Consider the following 18,947-nt stretch of genomic DNA (forward strand, 5'->3'; position numbering starts at 1 on the left):
ACGCGATGGCGCAAACCGGGTCGTCTGTAGAACGGGCCGCGCCGACGCCTTCCGGCGACTGGGCCGCCTCAGTGACCGGTTTCTTGGCCGCCGTATCCGCCGGTACGCCGACGCCTGGGGGCGGAAGCGTGGCGGCCCTGGCAGGCGCCCTGGCGGCGGCGCTCGGCGTCATGGGGTGCCGGATCGGACCGCCGCGGAGCAGCCGCACTGTCGAGGAGCAGTCGTCGCCGGTTTCGAACCATGACATCGATCTCGCTCGAATCGAGCGCCGCCTCGTGGAACTGGGCGAGAAGTTGCGACGGTTGATGCAGGCCGACGCCGACGCCTATGAAGACGTGCTGCGCGCCTACCGGTTGCCGAAGACCGATCAAACCAGAGCCGATGCCATTTCGGCGGCCTTGCGGAAGGCGACGGAGGTGCCGTTGGAGACGGCGGTCTTGGCGGCGGAAACAGGAGCGCTCTTGCGCGCCTTGCTGTCTCGCGTCAAGTCGTCGGTCGCCACGGACGTCAAGGTCGGGCTGAGGATGGCGGTCGCGGCGATCGAGGGCGCGAGAGAGAATGTGACGGTAAATATAAAAACACAAACAAATCAAGAAGTTGTTAGCCTGATCTCGACGAAGCTCCAGGCCGTCGAAAGGAGCCTTGAGGAACTGAAACGCTTGTGATACATTCGATCCCTCGCAGTTCGACGCAAACAGCGAAAGTGACGGGTCGTTTTTCCCAGGAAGGATGCAGACAGTCTCATCATGGAAATCAAGGTCTTCAACAATAACGTCGAAAAGGCGCTGAAGGTCGCCAAGAAAAAGCTGGCCGGGGAAGGGCTCTTCCGCGAGCTCAAGCGGCGCCGGTTCTACGAGAAACCCAGCGTACGCAAGAAGGCCAAGCAACGCGAAGCTCAACGGCGTCGGCAGAAGTGGCTCGCCAAGCGTCGGATGGACTGAGTCCCCGCAGCCTTTTCCCTCCGCGTCGGTTTTTGCCTGTCGGGTTGTTCGCGACTCCCGCGCTTGAGAATGCGTGAGAAGGAGATCCATGCTGCGCTGCGCATCCTGCGGAAGGAAGTGCGGCGGTGGCAGGACCCCGTCGTGGGCGTCGTGGCCAAGGAATCCGGTCGCGACCCGTTCCGCATTTTGATTTCCTGCCTGCTCAGCCTCCGGACCAAGGATCGCACGACCGCCGAAGCCAGCGAGCGGCTTTTTAGCCTGGCCGCCGATCCGGCTTCCATGCTGAAGCTGCCCAGGTCGCGCCTCGCGCGGACCATCTATCCGGTCGGGTTCTATCGCACCAAGGCCAAGCAGATTCACGAGATGTGCCGGCGCTTGTTGGACATCTACGGTGGTCGTGTGCCCGACTCGATCGACGAACTGCTCACCCTGCCGGGGGTCGGTAGGAAGACGGCCAATCTTGTCGTGACGGTCGGCTATCGAAAGCCCGGCATTTGCGTGGATGTCCATGTTCACCGGATCAGCAACCGCTGGGGTTACGTGAGAACGAACACGCCGGAGCAGACGGAGGAGGCCCTGCGCAAGAAGCTGCCGCGGCGATACTGGATCACCTACAACGACTTGCTCGTGCCGTTCGGGCAGAACATCTGCCTGCCGGTCTCTCCCTATTGCAGCCGGTGCAAGCTCACCCGATATTGCGAGCGGGTGGGAGTGACGCGCTCGCGTTGAGCGAGCGCACGCGCGAAAGGCGGGACGTGCGAGAAATGTGAGAAATTGTTTCCCGCGAGTCTCGCTTTTCGCGCAAGTCTCGCGCTAGATGAACAGTTTCGTTTCCGCGTCGGCGGTGAGGCTGAGAATGGCGGGGAGGCCGAGGACTTCGTCTACGTTCTTGGCCACGGCGGCGGGATCGACCCCCATGTATTCGAGGCCGGCGCTGCAGGCGATCAAGCGAAAACGTCCCACCAGGCGCGCCTCCTGAAACATCTCAGAAATTTTCGGAACTTTTTTCTCCTTCAGCAGCCGGCGGACCTCATCGGCCGAGCGCGTGTACTCCGGCGGGAAATCGATCTCGTCGATGTGCCCCTGAGCCAATTTCTTGATCGTCCAGAACAGCAGGATGACGATCACATCCTTGCCCATCGCGGCGGCGGTCAGCCCCAAGGTGGCGACCTGATGGAGTTTGTCGTAGGTCGCATTATGGGCGAAGATGACGAATTTCGGTTTCTGTTGCACGGGTCTTCCTGTCAAGAGGAGAGCGGATTATACCGTCGGCGCTCAAACGTACTCAAGCTGTCGTCGTGCCGGTCACGGGTCCGATACCGTCGGAATGCGCAAACCATGACGGTGGGCAGCCGAACTTGCTTCCGGATAACCGGCGTCGGCGTGTCGTAGAATGGCAAGGGCCGGGTCGTTCGTGAGCACCCGCTCGATCTTTCGTTCGGCTTCCGGCGTGCCCTCTGCCACTGTCGCCTGGCCTGCATGCAGGGAGTAGCCGATCCCGACGCCGCCGCCGTGGTGGAATGAAACCCAACTGGCGCCGGAGGCGGTGTTCAAGAGCGCGTTGAGAATCGGCCAGTCGGCGACGGCGTCGCTGCCATCGCGCATGGCTTCCGTTTCCCGATAAGGGGAGGCCACCGAGCCTCCGTCCAGATGATCGCGGCCGATGACGACCGGCGCCTTGAGCCTGCCGGCTCGAACCAGCTCGTTGATGCGTACACCCATCGCCGCCCGTTCACCGTAACCCAGCCAGCAGATCCGCGCCGGCAACCCCTGGAACTGGACCCGCTCGCGCGCCAATCTGATCCAGCGTTGCAACGAAGCGTTGTTCGGGAAGAGCTCCAGCGCCGCCTCGTCGGTGACCGCGATATCCGAAGCTTCACCCGACAACGCGATCCAGCGAAACGGCCCCTTGCCCTCGCAGAACAGCGGCCTGATATAGGCGGGCACGAAGCCGGGAAACGCATAGGCGTCTGTGACCCCCCGCTGAAACGCCATGGTCCGGATGTTGTTGCCGTAGTCGAAGACGATCGCGCCGGCCTTTTGCATCGCCAACATGGCTTGGACGTGCGTCGCGATCGAATCCAACGCCCGCTCCGCATACTCGGACGGCTTGGTCTGCCGCAACTGAGCCGCCGCAGCCAGAGAGAGACCGGCCGGGATGTACCCGTTGAGCGGATCGTGGGCCGAGGTCTGATCCGTGACGAGATCCGGGACCACGCCGCGACGCACGAGATCGGGCAGGACCTCCGCGCAGTTGCCGACCAACCCGACCGACAACGGCTCCCGGTTCGCCTTGGCCGTTGTGACCCACGCGAGCGCCTCGTCCACCGAAGCGGTCATCCGGTCGCAGTAGCGGGTCGTGATCCGGCGTTCGATCCGGAGCGGGTCCACTTCGACGCACAGGATGGCGGCGCCGTTCATCGCGGCGGCCAACGGCTGGGCGCCCCCCATGCCCCCCATGCCGCCGGTCAGGACGAATCGCCCGGCAAGATCTCCGCCGAAGTGCTTCGTCGCCGCCGCGGCGAAGGTTTCGTACGTACCCTGTACGATGCCTTGCGTGCCGATGTACATCCACGATCCGGCCGTCATCTGGCCGAACATGATCAGCCCCAACGCCTCCAGCCGGCGGAATTCTTCCCAGGTGGCCCATCGGCCGACCAGGTTGGAATTGGCGATCAACACCCGCGGCGCCCATTCATGCGTGCGGAGAACGCCCGCCGGTTTGCCCGATTGAATGAGCAGGGTCTGATCGTGTTCCAGGGTGTGCAGCTCGCGGACGATGGCGTGGTAGGCTTCCCAGTTGCGCGCGGCCTTGCCGGTCCCGCCGTAGACGACGAGATCCCGCGGGTTCTCCGCGACCTCGTCGTCCAGGTTATTCATCAGCATACGGAGCGCGGCCTCCTGCGGCCAGCCTTGGCAGGACAGCGTCGGGCCGCGCGGCGCCCGGATCATTTCTGTTTCTCCGTCTTGACCTGGGCTTTCACCCCGTTGATGAAGGCGTCGATGGCGGCGTCCACTTCCCCCGCCGTCATGGCGCGGTCGTGGTTCTCGCTCTCGTCCACGATGTAGGTCTCGCTGTCTTTTTCCTGGCGGACCACCACCGTGTTCTCAGGGGTGACTTCGATCATCATGAACCATTCCCTGGCGCCTTTCCGAATGGAGACTTCTTTGGCGAAGGTGCCCGAGCTGATCGCCCCTCTCTTGCTCACTTCGACCTGCAGGTCGTCGCTCTCGGCGGCGACGGACTGGGCTGTGACCATGGGGACCGAACAGGCCGCTCCGGTAAGGATGACCGACAGGAGAGCCTGCAAGCCGGTCGCGAGCGTCTGTCGCAGTGTGTGGAAGATCGGGCTCCGGTCGTTCATGATGGTCTCCTTCGCGCACGCATCGAGTCGGAGAGGACGGCGGTCAGCGCGCCGCTCGCCACCACGCCTCGAACCTGTTCGATGTCGGGCGCCAGAACCCGGTCCTGCGTGAGTCGCGGGACCCGCTGTCTGATGAGCTGCAGGGTCCGGCGGTTTCCCACGCCGGCTTGCAGGGGCCGATGGAAGTCCACTCCCTGAGCCGCGCACAACAGCTCGATCGCCAGGATGTGCTCCGTATTGGACAGGATCTGTTTCAATTTCAACGCCGACCCCATGCCCATGCTGACGTGATCTTCCTGGTTCCCGGAGGTGGGGATCGAATCGACCGAGGCCGGATGCGAGAGTACCTTGTTCTCCGAGGCCAATGCCGCGGCCGTGACCTGCGCCAGCATGAAGCCGGAGTGCAACCCGGGTTCCGGGCTGAGGAATGGCGGCAGGTCGCCGTACTCGGGATTGATCAGGCGCTCGATGCGTCGCTCGGAGATGCTGGCCAGTTCGGTCATGGCGATGGCCAGATGATCGAGCGCCAGGCCGAGCGGCTGCCCGTGGAAATTTCCGCCGGACAACACCTCCTCCCGGTCGGCGAAGACCAGGGGATTGTCCGTGACGCTGTTCATTTCGACGCACAATATTCCGCGGACGTAGTCGAGCGCGTCCCGCACCGCGCCGTGCACCTGCGGCATGCAGCGGAGACTGTAGGCATCCTGCACGCGGGGGCAGTGCAGGTGCGAGACGCGAATCTCGCTTCGAGCCACGAGAGCCCGCAGGTTCGCCGCGACCGTGTTCTGGCCCCGATAGGGACGCAGCCGATGGATCCGCGGATCGAACGCCACCGGCGTCCCTTTCAAGGCTTCCAGCGACAGGGCGCCGGCCGCGTCGGCGGCGTCGACCAGTAACTCGCAGCGGCGCAAGGCCAGCAGCCCGACCGCGAGCATCGCCTGGGTGCCGTTGAGGAGCGAGAGCCCTTCTTTCGCTTCCAAGTGTAGAGGCTTCAAACCGACGTGCGCAAGCGCGGTCCGACCGGTCACGCGGCGCGAACCGACGAAGGCCTCGCCTTCCCCGAGCAGAATCAGCGCGAGGTGCGCAAGCGGGGCAAGATCGCCACTCGCGCCGACCGACCCCCGGGAAGGGATCACCGGCAAGACATCGCGGTTGAGCAGGGTCAACAGATACTCCGCGATGACGGGTCTGACGCCGCTGTGCCCCCGCGACAGCACGTTCGCGCGGAGAACCAGCATGCCGCGGGTCTCCTCGCGGCTGAGGGGTGGGCCGACGCCGGCGGCATGGCTGCGGACCAGATTCAGTTGGAGCTGACGGATGTCGGACGGCGAGATGCGCTGATCGGCCAGCTTGCCGAACCCGGTCGTGACGCCATAGACGGGTTCGGGTCGTGCCGCCACGCGCTTGACCACACGGTAGGCCGCCGCCATGCGGCGTTTCGCCTGGGGAGCCAGCCGGACCGGGCGGCGATCCAACACGACCTCGTAGAACGACGCGAGGGTCAGGTCTTCGCCGGTCAGCAGCAGCGGCTTCACGGCTGCGGATTATAGCCCGCCGGAGGAGAAGGAAAAAGTTCAAAGTATACCCATGACTTTTTCTTGGAGCCTTTGTTAGGATGCGCGCCCGATGGAAGCGCTGCCGTGGGACACCATCCTGGCCTGGCTGGCCGTTCTGTCGGTGGTCGGATTTATCGGGACCCTCATCGCCATTCCTTATGTGTTGGTCAGGCTCCCGTCCGACTACTTCGACATCCGCGTTCCGAGGACGTGGATGAAAGACCACCACCCGGTTCTGCGGATGATCGGGCTGATTGCCAAGAACGCCATCGGCGCGGTCTTTTTCCTGGCCGGCTTCGCCATGCTGTTTCTGCCTGGGCAGGGGATTCTGACCATGCTGATCGGCATCTCGTTGATGGATTTTCCGGGTAAGCGCCGTTTGGAAGCGAAGCTGGTCGGACAACCGACCGTGCTGCAGGCCATCAACAAGATGCGAGAGAAATTCGGCAAGCCGCCGCTGACGGTGAAGGACGATCCCTAACCATCGTCGCTGGGTCTATCTGGTCTGTCTGGTCTATCTCGTCTTTCTGGTTGATCTGATCGACGCAGTCGGCCGTGCTCGAAGAAGCCGAACCGGACAGACCGAACAGACCAGACGGACGAGACAGACCAGATAGACAAAATTGACATGCCCACCCTCTACCTCATCGACGGCAGCGCCTATGTCTATCGCGCCTTCTTCGCGCTCCCGCCGCTGTCGAACTCCAAGGGGTTCCAGACCAACGCGGTCTATGGCTTCACCACGATGCTGATGAAGATTCTCCGCGAGCACCGGCCGGACGGCTTGGCGGTCGCGTTCGACGAGAAAGGGCCGACCTTGCGTCACGATGAGTTCAAGGACTACAAGGCCCAGCGGCCGCCGATGCCGGAAGGGATGAGCGCGCAGATCCCGTACATCCATCGCGTGGTGGAGGCGTTCGGGCTCCCCGCCGTGCGACTGGCCGGCTACGAGGCGGACGATCTGATCGGCACCCTCTCGCGGAAGGCGGAGGCGGCGGGATTCGACGTCGTCATCGTCACCGGCGACAAGGATATGTTCCAACTGCTGACGCCGCATGTCCGCATTTACGATCCGGTCAAGGACAAGTGGTACGGCGAAGACGACTGCCGCGAACGGTTCGGCGTCGAGCCGGCCCGGGTCGTGGAGGTGATGGGGCTGATGGGCGACGCCACCGATAACATTCCCGGGGTCAAGGGGATCGGCGAGAAGACGGCGATCAAGCTGATCACGCGGTTCGGCAGCATCGAGGACCTGTTGCGACATGTGGACGAAGTGACCCCGCCGAGGATCAGAGCCTTGCTGATCGAACAGGCGGACAACGCCCGCTTGAGTCGGCGGCTCGCGACGATTCAGACGGACGTGCCAGTCGAATTCAATCCCGAACAATTCGCCGTCCGGCCCGCCCACGGGGAAGAATTGATCGCCCTGCTGCGGGAGCTTGAGTTCACCAGCCTGCTCAAAACGCTTCAACCGGCCGAGTCCGCCGGCGCGCCGCTCGGCTCGGAGGTCCGCAGGATCAAGGATTCGGCCGACGCGCGACGTTTCGCCGATGAAGTCGGTAGCGTGAACCTGGTGGCGCTGCAGTGCGTCTGCGGCGGCACGGAGGGAGCGGCGGCTCCGTCGGGAGTGCGGGCGATCCTCCAGGGCGTCGCCTTGAGCGCGCCCAACGGCATGACGGTGTTTGCCGCGCAACCCGACCCGGAGTCGCATCGCGCCGGTTGGCCCAGGCCGCAGCATCCTCTTTTGCAGCCGCTGGCCGATCTGCTCCAGAGTCCGACACGGGTCAAGGCGGTGCACGATCTGAAGTCGGCCCTGCTCGCCCTGGGACGGGCCGGATTGGATCTGCGTCCGCCCTGGTTCGATACGATGATCGCCGACTATCTGTTGAATCCCAATCGCCGGTCCCATTCGTTGGAGACGGTGGCGATGGACCTGCTCGGCTATCGTCTCGGAGCCGAGCGGCCGGCTGCCTCCCCCGGAGAGGAGGCGTCGCGACAGTTGTTCGACGAGCCCGGCGGGGGCGAAGCCGAACAGCGGACGGCCGAGCTGGCGGCCGAATCGGCGTCTGTGATCCTCCGGCTCGTGCCGATGCAGAAAGAACGGCTGCAGGAACAAGGAAGTTGGCGGCTCTTCGAAGACGTGGAAATGCCGCTCGTGCCGGTGCTGGCCGAGATCGAGCGCAACGGGTTCCTGCTCGACGTGCGGGCGCTGGAGCAGCTCAGCAAAGAGCTGGAACGGGAGCTCGATCGGATGATGGAGACGATCGCGCATCTCGCGGGAGGGGAATTCAACATCAATTCGCCCAAACAGCTCGCGGCCGTGCTCTTCGACAAGCTGGGCCTCGCGCCGATCCGCAAGACCAAGACGGGCTATTCGACCGACGAAGACACGCTGACGCAGTTGGCGACCCAGCACGAGTTGCCGGCGCAGATTCTCAACTACCGCAGCCTCAGCAAGCTCAAATCCACCTATGTGGATGCGCTCCCGCAACTCGTCAATCCCGAGACAGGCCGGCTCCACACCTCGTTGAACCAGACCGTGGCCGCGACCGGGCGCTTGTCCTCGACCGAGCCCAATCTGCAGAACATTCCCGTCAAGGGCGACTATGGACTCCGGATTCGCGAAGCCTTCATCGCACCGCCCGGGCACCTGCTCCTCTGCGCCGACTACAGCCAGATCGAGCCGCGCATTCTCGCCCATCTCTCCCAGGACGAGCGGTTGTTGCGGGTGTTTGAGCGGGGCGAGGATATTCACATGGCGACGGCGGTGGAGATTTTCCGGTTGCCGCCGGAGCAGATCACCCGAGAGATGCGGCGGGCGGCCAAGACCGTGGTCTTCGGGATCGTGTACGGGATCAGCCCGTTCGGTCTGGCGCAGAACATCGGCGTCTCACAGTCCGAGGCGAAGAAATACATCGACACGTACTTCGAGCGGTACGCGGGCGTAAAAGCCCTGCTGGATCGCACCATCGCCGAGGCCAAAGAGAAAGGGTACACCACGACGATCCTCGGTCGCCGACGGCCGATCCCCGAACTGCAGAGCGCCGATCCGACTCAGCGCAGCTTCGGCGAGCGCATGGCGGTGAACAGCCCGATTCAAGGCTCGGCGGCCGATCTGATCAAGGTCGCCATGATCAGCGTTCACAAACGGCTTCACGCCGAATTGCCCGGCACCAAGATGATCCTCCAGGTCCACGATGAGCTGATCTTCGAGACGCCGGAGAAAGATCTGGAGCAAGCGAAGCAGCTTGTGAAGTCCGAGATGGAGGCCGTGGGGAAGAAGCTGGGGCTCTCGGTGCCGCTCAAGGTGGATGTGGGAGTGGGCCGCAACTGGCGGGCGGCGCATCCCTGACACCGTGCCCCCTTGTGGAGAGGTCATCTCGGGCTTGCCGGGCCGAGACTTCAGTCACTTTCGCCCCATCCTTGCGCCATCCTCATTGTGACAAATTCCTTGTCAGCCCTGGCGGATTTGCTACAACCATAATCCATCCGCACCTCGCCTCATCACCCGGTGCTGACGACTTGGTCTGATGGAAGACGCGGTCTCGCCAGCGTATCGTTCACAGGTTGCGTGGGTCCTTGTCGTCGCTTCAGGCGTGTTGGCGATCGGAACGGCTTCCATCGACGCTCCGCGGGTGCCGCTGCTGCTGGTGCCGCTGTCGTTTCTGCTGGCTGCGTACGGCGCCGGTACATGCCTCGCGCGGGTCTACGGAGAGATCGACCGCCCAGCGCTTTGCCCGGCATCCAGGCTCGCCACCCGGTTGGGCGTCGGCATCGCCGGGCTTTCGTTCGTCGTGACCGTGACGGCCATGGGGGGAGGGCTCTGGTTCGCTTCCGTTCTCATTCTTCCGTGCGTTGCGGTCGGCGCGTGGAGTCTCGTTCGGGCCATCCGCAACCCGGGACAAGTTCCCCGCTTGATGGAGCCGGCCCTGGCCGGGCTCGTCCTGGGCGCCGCATGGCTCGTCGCCTGGCTGTGGGCGACGATTCCTCCGACCTTCTTTGACGAGCTGGTCTATCATCTGGTGATTCCCCAACGAGCGCTGGCGACCGGCCGTCTGGAGGGCGCCCCGTGGGTGTTCTACACCCTGATGCCGCACGCCTCGGATGTCCTGCTGGCCTGGGGAATGGCGTTCGCGGGAGATCTCGGCGCGCGCGCCACTCATTTCTCGATGTGGATCGTCTGCTCGCTGGCCGCGTGGGCGCTGGCCCACGCCCTTGCGGACTCTTGTGCGTCGGCTCGAGGCGCGGTTCTTGCGGTCTGCGCCTTGGCGGCGTCGCCGACCGTGTGGTTTCTGGCGACCTTGCCGTTCGCGGAACTCTGGCTCGCGACCGCCGTACTGATCGGCGGCGTCATCCTCGTCAAACCGGACCCGTACACGCGACCTTGGCTCGCCCTGGGCTTGCTCCTCGGATTGGCCGCGTCGCTCAAACTCACCGGCGTGGTTTGGGTCGCCGCCGCGCTGGCCGCGGCTTTGGCGATGCGGTGGACCTGGACGGAGGCGCTGAAAGCGGGACTGGCGGCATGGGTCGCCGTTCTCCCTTGGTGGCTTCACGCCTTCCGGTCTACCGGGAATCCGGTCTATCCCTTAGCCTATCGGTGGCTGGGAGGAACCGGTTGGAGCGACGACAACCAGGCCCGATTGCTCGCCGACTTGCCTTATGGATCGGGAAGCTTGGGACCGGAGGGCATCCTGCGCCTTCCCGTCGAGATGCTTCAGCACCCGGAGCGATTCGGGTCCGCAGGCGACGCGGGCGCGCTGGCGGTTCTTTCGACCGGTTTCCTCCTCGCCATGCCCGTTTTGTCGAGACTCGCTCGCTGGGATAGCCGTTACCGACACTGGGGCGATGCGGGAGCCGTCTTTGTGGTGGTCGCCGGGACGTGCTGGGTGCTCACCACCCCGACCGTCCGATTTTTCGCTCCCGCGCTTGCCCTCGGCCTCGCCTCGCTCGCAGCCCTCGGCCTACGCCTTCGAGGGTATGCCCAGGCGCTCATGATGGCGCTCCTCGGAGTCGCCGGCGTTCTGGGCACCCAGAGTTTTCTCAGCCAACACATGCAGGTCTTCTCCTCGGATCGGATCGCGCTGGGACAGGAAACACGCCACAGCTTCTTGAGCAGAAATCTGGAGCACTTTCACGCCGCGGAATTTGTCCGAGCCGCGTTGCCTCCGGATGCCCGCGTGTTGTTCATCGGGGAAACCCGGGCCTACCATTTCGCCCGTGCCGGGATTGCGCCTTCGGCGATGGATTCCCATCCCCTCTCGCGATGGGTCGCGGAAGCGTCCTCCCCGGAAGCCCTTGCGGCCAGACTGGCGAGAGAAGGGATCACCCACGTGGTCCTCAATGTTCGTGAGTTCCATCGCCTCCATAAGTCTTACGGGTATCTCGCGTTTCGCGGGCAAGAAGCGGAAGAGCGGGACCGGCGGCTGAAGGCGTTGCCGCGGGCGCTGAAGCCCCTGTTCCAGCGCAACGGAGTGTATGTCTTTGAAGTGCCGCGCCTGCAAGATGAGAAATCGACCGCAGACGCTTCATGACGCGGGGCGCGGGGAGTCGCGGCGACGGATCCCTTCGAAGAGAACAGAGATTGGAAAGGCCCTTTCATCGATGACGACCCCGGAAGCGCGCAACCGTCCCAAACTGTCGGTGGTCATCCCCGTCTATAACGAACGCGCGACGATCGAGGAGGTGCTGCGGAGAGTGAGCGCGGTTCCGATCAATAAGGAGATCATCGTCGTCGATGACGGGTCCGACGACGGAACCGCCGAGATCCTTCAGCGCTTCGGCTCGCGGTCTTCGCACTCTCATGCGGAAGCGGCCCGCAAGACGGATCCCGGTTCCTTCGAGCACGTTCGGATTCTGTTCCAGGAACACAATCGCGGGAAAGGGGCGGCGCTCCGGCGCGGATTCCAAGCGGCGCGCGGCGAGATCGTGATCGTTCAGGATGCCGACCTCGAATACGATCCCCGAGACTATCTCCAGCTTCTTGATCCCATCGAGCGAGGCGTCGCGGATGTCGTCTACGGGTCCCGATTCATGGCCGGCCCGCACCGCGTCCTGCTGTTTTGGCATTACGTCGCGAACAAGACGTTAACGACGCTTTCCAATATGCTGACGAATCTCAACCTGTCCGATGTATGGACAGGCTATAAGGCGTTCCGCAAAGAGGTGCTGGATCACGTCGCGCTGAAAGAAGACCGGTTTGGATTTGAACCGGAGGTCACCGCCAAAATCGCCAAGGGCAGGTGGCGGATCTACGAAGTGGGCATTTCGTATTACGGGCGCACGTATCAAGAAGGAAAGAAAATCACCTGGAAGGACGGCGTGAGAGGGATTTGGTGCATTCTTCGCTACAACTGGTTCTCCTGACGGGGTTGCAGAAGGGCGCCGAACCTGATGAATGGACTGGGAATCTCATGACAGCGCATCTCGCACCAGCCTTGATCATCGAGTATGAGGCTAGCTGCTTCTAGGTACGTACAGCGCGCGCACGATTTCGCTCGTATTAAACAGCATCGCGTTCATCCGCGTGTACGCCGCGTAGCCGAAGAGGTGGTCGCGAGGGTTGGTCGAGCCGGTGCAGTCTTTGTAATCGACCAGAAGGCATAGGCCGTCGGTCGGGCAGCGGACGGCGCGGCGGGCGCATTCCAGCCAGCGTTCGAATCCATCGTAGGGCTCGACCAATTCCCACAGCGCCTTGTTGGCCGCTTTAGCCTCCTCGGTCGCCGGCACCGCGTCGCTGCCGGCGACGGCCAGTTGCTGCACGTAGTCGCCCCCCCAGGCGACCGGCATTTCCATGGTGATCTGCGGCAGCTCGATCTTGGCCAGCCAGGTCTTCCCGTCTGTTCTCAACACGCGATGATTCACCACGTGGAGCAGCTTGCCCAAGCCGGACGGGTCCCATCCATAGCGCACCGGGGTCCCGAACGTGACGACATCGAGCGCCGCGCCGGTCAACGTTCCGGTGGGGAGCGTGCCTTCCAGCCGGTCGAGGACGGCCGACAGGTCGGTCTGTTTCGTATATCCCGCGTATCCGCGCAGGATCTCGAACACCCGCTTTCGCCCGACGATCGGGGACGGCGTGACGAGATTCGAGGCGAAGGCCAGCACCTGCCCGGCGTGCCCGTGCGCCTGGATCAGAATCCTGTCTTCGGCCCCGAGTTGGCGCTCCTGGCACAAGGCGCGCAAGCGATCGAGGAACACGCAGGCCGCGATAGCTCGCCCGAGGTGGTGGTGCTCGCTCGACCAGAGTTCGCGCACGCAGACAATCGGCTTCGACACCGCCTTGTTGACGGCCTTGCTGAACAAATCGACATAAGCGACAGTAAAATTGCCGGCGTCGCCGGCCTGGTCGTCGAGCAGCTTCTTGGTCCGCTCGTCGTTCGTAAACGGCGGCTTGAGGCCGGTCTTGCCGCTCGGCAAACCGTTGTCGCCTTCGCGCATCAGGGCCAACAGGGCGTCGACTCCGGAAATCCCCCGCGAGTAGCCCCGTTTGAGCCCCCCCGCTTCGTCCAGGCGCTGCACGCCGAAGAGATCGCTTCCCAGAAAGGTCCCGTGAAAGAACACCACCACCCGCACTCCTGCTTGAGACAGCTTGGCGCCCAAGGAGGCCATCGCGTCGAGCCAAGCCGGCGAATCCGGCGAGGCGCCGACAATCAGTTCGCGAAAGCCGACCCGGTCGCCGGGATTCTTGCGTGACATCTCGTCATGTTGAAAATTGTTGTCGATCGGCATGGCGGGATGTACTTACCCGAAACCCGGTTCGGAGTGCAATGGTCGGAATGGTCGGGAAGAGGCTGGGAGCGCGCGGTTCAGCGAACGACCGCAGGCGTCAACTCCGGAGCGTCAGGCGCGGATTGGGGAGCGATCCGGCTTTTCAGCATCACGGCGGTGGCGGTGCACGTGCCGCCCGCTTCATCGATCTGCCGGTCGACGATCTTCACGCCTTGCAGATATTCCCGCACGATTTCTTCGCGGGTCACTTCAATGTCCTGCTCAGCCTCTCGACCGGTGCGCTCCCGCACCCGGTCGACGGCGTGCTCCTTGACCAGCACACGAATCTGTTTAGCCAAATCGGCCCGGGCAGCCAACTCCGACACCCGCTGACAGACAAGGCGCCCTTTGGACAGGTCCCCTTGGCCCAGGCCGATCAGAAATTGGTCCGAGGAATATTGACTCTGGACTTGCGAGGCATGTCTTTCAGCCGCCGGGTCAGGGCTGGGTCCACTGGGTCCACCGACCTGCGGCCAGCTCGCCTGCCGCTCCTGCTGCTGGAGCCGGTCGAACGACGTTTCGGCATGTTGGCGGACCGGGGGCGAAGCTTGTGATGGGTCTGCGGCACGGCTTTCTGCAAGAAAGAGCCAGCCACCCAGCACCGCTGGGCCTGTCGCCATCATTATCAACGAGAAAGCTGGGCGTTGTGCGGCCAGCCATTCCATCTTCATCACTTGGCTCCCCTGCCTCCATGTCCGCCTTTCCCTCCGCCCAAACCGCGACCCGGCGAGGGCGCCCCTGCGCGCGGGGCTCCGTGAAGGAGACGTTGACGTGCTCCCGGCGGCGCGAGGAGCCGATCCAGCCCTGAGGGCAAGCGCCGTCCCTGTCGTGGTGTGGCTACGTGCGGATGAGGGATGGCCTTGGCGGCGGGCAGAGTCCCGCTCACCGTTGGTGGCGAGGGCGGTGCGGCCGGCATCGGCGCCGGAGTCTGCTGGAACATCCGCGAGAGGTTGCGGGACGGCATTCGCGGTGAACTGGGCGTCGGCTGCGTCTGCCGGAGCGTGGGCGGTACGGGGCCGGGGATCGATCCCGGGGGTGCCAAGAGGAACGGATTCAACTGCGTGATGGTCGAGAGCCGCCGTGGTGCGCGTGATGGAGTGCGCGGTGGTGTGACTATCTGCTGATCGGGAGGCGGAGAACTTGGTGCCGGCTGTCGCGTAAGCACTTGCTGGAGTTGGTTCAGCGTCGGCGGAGATGAGATCGGCGCCGGCTGCTGAGGCACGATCTGGTGGGTCGGCAACGCGGGCGGCGTCTGCGACGGTGTGGGTGGGGCTGGCGGCTGCGGCGGGGCTGGTGGGACTCGGGCCGTAATCATCTGTTGGACGACATGGACATGAGGGTTCAAAGGATTCAATTGCCACGCCTGCGCGACGAGCGCGTGGATTGGGGCGGCGTTCTCCCACGGATAGAATCCCAGGAAGGGCGAAATAATCACCCAATCGGTCCAGGCTTGGGACACGAGCGCATGGGATTGAACCTTGTTGAGGAGTTCCTGACGCTGCTGGCTGATTTCCCGAACCTGCTCCGGCGAGGTCGCTTCGGCCAACGCTCGAGTCGCGGCGTCCAACTCCTGATGAAGCTGATCCACCTCCGCCTTGAGCGCGACCAACTCCTGCCTGGCATCTTCGTTTTTGCGCAATGCGGTAATGGCCTGGACGACTTCCTCACTGTCGACCTGCGCCGTGAGATCGACCCGGATCACAACCGTTTCGCCGTCGAGGTCCGTCGTGACCCGCTGATCGAGCACCAACACGACGCCGGCTGTATACGTGCGGATTTCATCCTGCGTGACATCAAGATCGCGTACGACCGTCACGCTTTCGAGATAGGTCGCCACCTGTTCGAGCGCGTTGCGCTTTGCGGCCTCCGTCGCGAGCTTGATCGCGTCCTCGCGCGTGTCGCGATCGCCCATGCGGTACTCACCGCTGGCCGTCACGATGCGGATTTCAGCCCGGGCCTGATCGTCGGAAAGGAACCATGGGAGGAGCAGGACGGCTGCGCACAGGAGAGAGAGGGCTGATCGACGAATGAAGAGGGAGCCCCTGGAACCCGTCGCCGAGGTCCGGCTGAGTGATCGAGTGGGCATGATCCGCACCCTTCCGGGGATGGATGACACGCCGGTGCTCTGTCCGTTGACGGCCCCGCCGACTTTCTCCCGCCCGGGCGGCTCAGCGTTCAGGGCAGCCCCGTGCTTGATCACAGCATAACACCGATCCGATGCCCGTGTCACAAGCCCGCGCCAGGCCCGCTTGCCTTCGCGGAAATTCGCGTGTTAATTTACGAAGCTCGGGGTGGGCGAACGAAAGACCTCAAAGCGCAAAGGTGATGGCTATATGGGCTATATGTATATGATGGTGGCAGGACTTGCTCGAAGCCGGGCGCTCTTATTGGTTGCGGCGTTGTTGCTGATCGCCGTTTTTTTACCCTGGAATTCCGCAACGGCTACGACAATGACGAATGTCCCGGCGGAATCCGGCTCGGTCGGAGTTTCCCATCCTCCGACGGTTCAGACCGAACACGTGATTCTCTTTGTTCTGGAGGGATTGAGCCAGGACTCGTTGAAGGGCGGGACGATGCCGGTGCTCAGTCGGATGATCAAGGACGGGTCGGTGACCTGGTCGGCGACCGCGGTGAAACCGGCGCTCAGGCTGCCGACGATGGCCTCGCTGCTGACGGGCTTGCCGGTCGAGAAACACGGCGTGACCTGGAACTCCTTTGAGTTCGTCCGCGGCTATCCGCGCCCCCCGACCGTGTTCGACTATCTGGACCTGAGCGGCGGGCGGGACAGCGCGATTTTTTTCATGGACGAATCGCTCTATCAACTGGCGAGACCGGAACCCTATACGGATTATCAGATGTGTGGACCGTTGAAGCCGGAATGCAGCACGGACACGGTGGTCCGCTATATTCGGGACTATTTCAAGAAAGCGATCAGTGGTCACGGTCACGGCCATGCGATTCTGGCCCTTCCCCATCTTCTAGTGGTGCATCTGCCCCAAGCGGGCCGGGCCGGCGAGGCGCATGGGTGGACCTCGAAAGAATACCGGGAAGCGTTGAAGACGGTGGACAAGGCGATGGGATCGGTCCTCGATCTCTATCGCGAACTCAATCTGTTGGACCGGACCACGGTGTTTGTGACTTCGTTGAGCGGGAACGGAGACCTAAAAATCGGTAAAAACGGCAGCGGCGGTCAGGGAGGCGATCTGCCCGTGGTGCCCTGGATCGCGTCGGGCGTCGGCATCAAGCCCGGACATGTGATCCGCCAGCCGGTCTCGATCATCGACACCGGCGCCACGGTTCTCCGGTCGTTGGGTCTGGAGACCCACACCGAGTGGGAGAGCCGTCCCGTGGAAGAGATTTTCCTGACGGCGTCGGCCGCAGCCTCGGTCAGTGCGGGCTCAACGGGAGCTTCGCCTCAGGGACGGTGAGACCGTGCGCGTTCGACGGGAACCTTCTCTCGATCGACTGAAGTGGTGGGTGCGGGGGGCCTGCTTGGTGTCCGTCTTGCTGATCGGATCGAGTCTCTGGACCGCTTCCGCCGCGCCCCCGGCGGCCTATTTAAAGGAATATCCAATCATTGTCGATGCGACGGCGCTCGACCCTCCGACCAGATGGCAGGTGCCGGGGGTGACGCCGATGATCATGACGCTGGATCCCGAGACATCCGACGCCTATCGCACCACCGAACGCAAGGAGTTGAAGTTAAAACCCGGGAAGTATCGTTTCGGTACGTTTACGTTCGATTTCCCGTTTACCGTGACGCTCGACGGCGTCCTCGAATTTGCCCAGTCGCTCGATCAGTGCGTCGAGGGGCGCGGGACGCAGACGCTGACGGTCCGGTGTACGAGGACCGTGCCCTACGGCGGTCAGCGGGACTGGGAATACTGAGCAAGGGTCGTGAGGTAGGCGATGGCTCAAGCGGTCGAAGATTTGCTGGAAGCGTTGGAGGACGTCGATGACGCCACGCGCGAGGAAGCGGCCAAGGCACTGGCCGAACTGGCCGATCCCGGCACGCTGGAGCCCTTGATCCAGGCTTGCGGCGATGACTATTGGTCGGTCCGCGCGCACGCGGCGTGGGGGATCGCCAAAATCGGAGGGCCCAGGGCGGTCGAGGCCCTCATCGGTCTCTTCAACGATCCGATTACGGAGGTGCGCAATGAAGCCGTGGCCGCCGTGGCCCAGATGGGGCCGCCGGTCGTGGATCGACTCGTCAAATGCCTCAAGGACGAACGATGGCGGGTTCGGGAACATGCGGCCAAAGCCTGCGGCGAGATCAAGGACGCGCGGGCCGTTGATGCGTTGATCATCGCCTGCCGGGACCGGGACGGGGCGGTGAAGAGCGCGGCGGCCGAAGCTTTGGGGAAAATCGGCGACCCGAAGGCCGTTCCTGCGCTGATCAAACTCTTCCGCGACTCTTCGAAAATCGTCCGAGAGACGGCCGGTACGGCGTGCGTCGCGATCGGCCAGGTCTCGGTCGAGCCCCTGATCGAGTGCCTCAAGGATAAAGACTTTGTCGTTCGGTGCCACGCGGCCCGTGCCTTGGGCGGCATGACGACCGACTATCAGATCGGTCGGCCGTGGGTCCGCGAATCGCGCGTGGTCGAAGCCTTGATCGAAGCGCTCAAGGATCCCGACCGGGCGGTGCGGGAGGACGCCACGATCGCGCTGGGCATGATCGGCGATCCGCGCGCGATCGATCCGCTCATCGAGGCGATGAAGGACGGGGCGGTGAAGCGGCATGCGATCGCGTCCCTGGGCATGATCGGCGATCCGCGCGCGTTGCCTGCGGTGTTGGATGCGCTGCGCGGGAAAGGCATTCGCCAGGACGGGACGCCGACTCCCGGCTGCATCGTGAGCGAGGAAGCCTTCATCAAGGAAGCCGCCGCGACGGCCCTCGGCCACTTCCGCGATCCGCGCGTGATTCCGGATCTGATCATGTTGCTGAAGGACGGCATCCTGCGCGAGAAGGCGGCGCAGGCGCTGGTGTTGATCGGCGATACCGCCATCGAACCGCTGGTGGCGTTCCTGCACGATCCGAAGGCGTCGGAGGTGGAAGGGGAAGGCGAGCGCGTCTTGTCCTTCGCGTCGTCCCGGTTGAGCGCCAAGGATGCCTTGCGCTTGTTGGTGCTGGATACGCTGGAGAAACTGGGCTGGACGCCGCCGCCCGAGGAAGCGACGGTGGATTCCAGCGTGACCGACAATCTCCGGGTTGAGAAGCCGCTGGGAGAGACCGGGCGGTTCGGGCCTGCCGGCGACCTCGCCAAGGGGGCGATGTAGCGAGCAGCATTCAGCCCTCTGCGATCAGCCGTCAGCTTTTT

The 18,947-nt window shown here is 63.7% G+C and carries 17 protein-coding genes; 10 read left to right on the forward strand and 7 right to left on the reverse strand.

All coding sequences use genetic code 11. The features are described from left to right. The first annotated feature begins 5 nt into the window (after nucleotides 1–5). From AB1555_08505 to nth, 3 genes are all read left to right on the forward strand, one after another. Nucleotides 6–665: a cyclodeaminase/cyclohydrolase family protein gene (locus AB1555_08505; GenBank protein MEW6246734.1), complete on the forward strand. Its 660-nt coding sequence runs from the start codon at nucleotides 6–8 to the stop codon at nucleotides 663–665. Between the two features lie 81 nt (nucleotides 666–746). Beyond that, nucleotides 747–941 (forward strand): 30S ribosomal protein S21, encoded by a 195-nt coding sequence (gene rpsU, locus AB1555_08510; GenBank protein MEW6246735.1) that lies wholly within the window; start codon nucleotides 747–749, stop codon nucleotides 939–941. A gap of 69 nt (nucleotides 942–1,010) precedes the next feature. After that, nucleotides 1,011–1,670, forward strand: coding sequence for an endonuclease III (nth, locus tag AB1555_08515; protein ID MEW6246736.1), 660 nt, complete (start codon nucleotides 1,011–1,013; stop codon nucleotides 1,668–1,670). Between the two features lie 84 nt (nucleotides 1,671–1,754). Here the strand turns inward: nth and AB1555_08520 are convergent, their stop codons facing one another. The 4 genes from AB1555_08520 to hutH all read right to left on the reverse strand — a co-directional run bounded on the left by AB1555_08520 (nucleotide 1,755) and on the right by hutH (nucleotide 5,841). After that, entirely contained in the window at nucleotides 1,755–2,174 is a 420-nt protein-coding gene (locus AB1555_08520; protein MEW6246737.1) for a hypothetical protein, read from the reverse strand. Between the two features lie 72 nt (nucleotides 2,175–2,246). Further along, nucleotides 2,247–3,893, reverse strand: coding sequence for a urocanate hydratase (gene hutU, locus AB1555_08525; protein ID MEW6246738.1), 1,647 nt, complete (start codon nucleotides 3,891–3,893; stop codon nucleotides 2,247–2,249). Further along, nucleotides 3,890–4,306 carry a hypothetical protein gene (locus AB1555_08530; protein MEW6246739.1) on the reverse strand — a complete coding sequence of 139 codons (417 nt, stop codon included), beginning with the start codon at nucleotides 4,304–4,306 and terminating at the stop codon, nucleotides 3,890–3,892. The genes hutU and AB1555_08530 overlap by 4 nt, the downstream gene beginning before the upstream one ends. Beyond that, the gene (gene hutH, locus AB1555_08535) at nucleotides 4,303–5,841 is read right to left on the reverse strand and encodes a histidine ammonia-lyase (GenBank protein ID MEW6246740.1); all 1,539 of its coding nucleotides are present in this window, start codon (nucleotides 5,839–5,841) and stop codon (nucleotides 4,303–4,305) included. Before hutH ends, AB1555_08530 begins: the two co-directional genes overlap by 4 nt. A gap of 91 nt (nucleotides 5,842–5,932) precedes the next feature. Between hutH and AB1555_08540 the strand changes: the two genes are divergently transcribed. The 4 genes from AB1555_08540 to AB1555_08555 all read left to right on the forward strand — a co-directional run bounded on the left by AB1555_08540 (nucleotide 5,933) and on the right by AB1555_08555 (nucleotide 12,225). Continuing rightward, the gene (locus AB1555_08540) at nucleotides 5,933–6,343 is read left to right on the forward strand and encodes a PGPGW domain-containing protein (GenBank protein MEW6246741.1); all 411 of its coding nucleotides are present in this window, start codon (nucleotides 5,933–5,935) and stop codon (nucleotides 6,341–6,343) included. A 147-nt stretch (nucleotides 6,344–6,490) separates the two neighbouring features. Then, a complete protein-coding gene (polA, locus tag AB1555_08545) occupies nucleotides 6,491–9,214 on the forward strand; it encodes a DNA polymerase I (GenBank protein MEW6246742.1) in 2,724 nt (907 codons plus the stop codon). 178 nt (nucleotides 9,215–9,392) lie between these two features. Further along, the gene (locus tag AB1555_08550) at nucleotides 9,393–11,393 is read left to right on the forward strand and encodes a hypothetical protein (protein ID MEW6246743.1); all 2,001 of its coding nucleotides are present in this window, start codon (nucleotides 9,393–9,395) and stop codon (nucleotides 11,391–11,393) included. A gap of 70 nt (nucleotides 11,394–11,463) precedes the next feature. Next, nucleotides 11,464–12,225, forward strand: a complete 762-nt coding sequence (locus AB1555_08555) for a glycosyltransferase family 2 protein (GenBank protein MEW6246744.1) — start codon at nucleotides 11,464–11,466, stop codon at nucleotides 12,223–12,225. Between the two features lie 90 nt (nucleotides 12,226–12,315). On the opposite strand, the gene AB1555_08560 is transcribed toward AB1555_08555, so the two are convergent. The 3 genes from AB1555_08560 to AB1555_08570 form a co-directional block, all read right to left on the reverse strand. Next, entirely contained in the window at nucleotides 12,316–13,590 is a 1,275-nt protein-coding gene (locus AB1555_08560; GenBank protein MEW6246745.1) for a hypothetical protein, read from the reverse strand. Between the two features lie 77 nt (nucleotides 13,591–13,667). Beyond that, nucleotides 13,668–14,300 (reverse strand): LPP20 family lipoprotein, encoded by a 633-nt coding sequence (locus AB1555_08565; protein MEW6246746.1) that lies wholly within the window; start codon nucleotides 14,298–14,300, stop codon nucleotides 13,668–13,670. Continuing rightward, nucleotides 14,300–15,715 (reverse strand): hypothetical protein, encoded by a 1,416-nt coding sequence (locus tag AB1555_08570; GenBank protein ID MEW6246747.1) that lies wholly within the window; start codon nucleotides 15,713–15,715, stop codon nucleotides 14,300–14,302. Before AB1555_08570 ends, AB1555_08565 begins: the two co-directional genes overlap by 1 nt. Before the next feature lie 247 nt (nucleotides 15,716–15,962). Here AB1555_08570 and AB1555_08575 point away from each other — a divergent pair, with 247 nt between their 5' ends. From AB1555_08575 to AB1555_08585, 3 genes are read left to right on the forward strand one after another with little or no spacing between them, the layout of a single operon-like run. Then, nucleotides 15,963–17,057, forward strand: a complete 1,095-nt coding sequence (locus AB1555_08575; protein ID MEW6246748.1) for an alkaline phosphatase family protein — start codon at nucleotides 15,963–15,965, stop codon at nucleotides 17,055–17,057. A gap of 4 nt (nucleotides 17,058–17,061) precedes the next feature. Next, nucleotides 17,062–17,517, forward strand: coding sequence for a hypothetical protein (locus tag AB1555_08580; protein ID MEW6246749.1), 456 nt, complete (start codon nucleotides 17,062–17,064; stop codon nucleotides 17,515–17,517). A gap of 21 nt (nucleotides 17,518–17,538) precedes the next feature. Continuing rightward, nucleotides 17,539–18,906 (forward strand): HEAT repeat domain-containing protein, encoded by a 1,368-nt coding sequence (locus AB1555_08585; protein MEW6246750.1) that lies wholly within the window; start codon nucleotides 17,539–17,541, stop codon nucleotides 18,904–18,906. Nucleotides 18,907–18,947 lie beyond the last annotated feature (41 nt).

The sequence above is a fragment of the Nitrospirota bacterium genome, assembly GCA_040755395.1.
GTDB lineage: Bacteria > Nitrospirota > Nitrospiria > Nitrospirales > Nitrospiraceae > DATLZU01.